The organism is Ascidiimonas meishanensis (genome assembly GCF_037782385.1).
GTDB classification, from domain to species: Bacteria; Bacteroidota; Bacteroidia; order Flavobacteriales; family Flavobacteriaceae; genus Ascidiimonas; species Ascidiimonas meishanensis.
This window is the reverse complement of record NZ_JBBEXD010000044.1, coordinates 1-1,045: the sequence shown is the minus strand read 5'-3', so window position 1 is coordinate 1,045 and position 1,045 is coordinate 1. Positions and strand designations below refer to the sequence as shown.

1 protein-coding gene is annotated in these 1,045 nt (G+C 42.5%); it reads right to left on the bottom strand.

All coding sequences use genetic code 11. The features are described 5' to 3' along the window. Window positions 1–1,045: PKD domain-containing protein (locus tag WBG07_RS19335; protein ID WP_413788839.1), on the bottom strand; the 1,045-nt coding region annotated here is incomplete at both ends.

Sequence of the window (1,045 nt, the reverse complement as noted above, 5' to 3'; positions counted from 1 at the left end):
GGTAGTAATGGGTAAGGTGGCATTGTTGGTTACGGTTACGGTTCCTCCACAATTATCTGTTGCGGTAGGTGGCGTTAAAGAAGTTACTTGACATTGCGCCGTTACGTTAGGTAAAGACGCCACATCTGGTGTTGGTGGTGTAGTATCGTCTAAAATTACATTTTGATTTTGCGTAGCCGTATTTCCATTACCATCATCAAATGTCCAAGTTATTACGGTAGTACCTTGGGTGGTAATAGGCAAGGTAGCATTGTTAGTTACGGTGACCGTTCCTCCGCAATTATCTGTAGCGGTAGGCGGGGTTAATGCAGTTACCTGACATTGTGCGGTTATATTGGGTAATGAAGCCGCATCCGGCACAGGTGGTGTATTGTCATTAATAACAACATTTTGATTTTGCGTACCTGTATTTCCATTTCCATCATCATAAGTCCATATTACTACAGTTGTAGTAGTAATAGGTAATGTTGCATTGTTAGTTACTGTAACGGATCCTCCACAATTATCGGTAGCGGTAGGAGTTGTTAATGTTGTTACCTCACATTCTGCGGTTACATCTGGTAAAGAAGCTACATCTGGTGCTGGTGGGGTAGTGTCGTCAATAACCACATTTTGATTTTGAGTAACCGTGTTTCCATTCCCATCATCATAAGTCCAAATTACTACGGTAGTACCTTGAGTAGTAATAGGTAGGGTAGCGTTGTTAGTTACTATAACGGTTCCTCCACAATTATCGGTAGCGGTAGGTGGTGTTAATGCGGTTACCTCGCATTGAGCTGTTACGTTAGGTAAAGACGCTATATCTGGTATTGGTGGTGTAGTATCGTCAATAATTATATTTTGATTTTGCGTAGCCGTATTTCCATTCCCATCATCATAAGTCCAGGTTACTACAGTAGTACCTTGGGTAGTAATGGGTAAGGTGGCATTGTTGGTTACGGTTACGGTTCCTCCACAATTATCTGTTGCGGTAGGTGGCGTTAAAGAAGTTACTTGACATTGCGCCGTTACGTTAGGTAAAGACGCCACATCTGGTGTTGGTGGT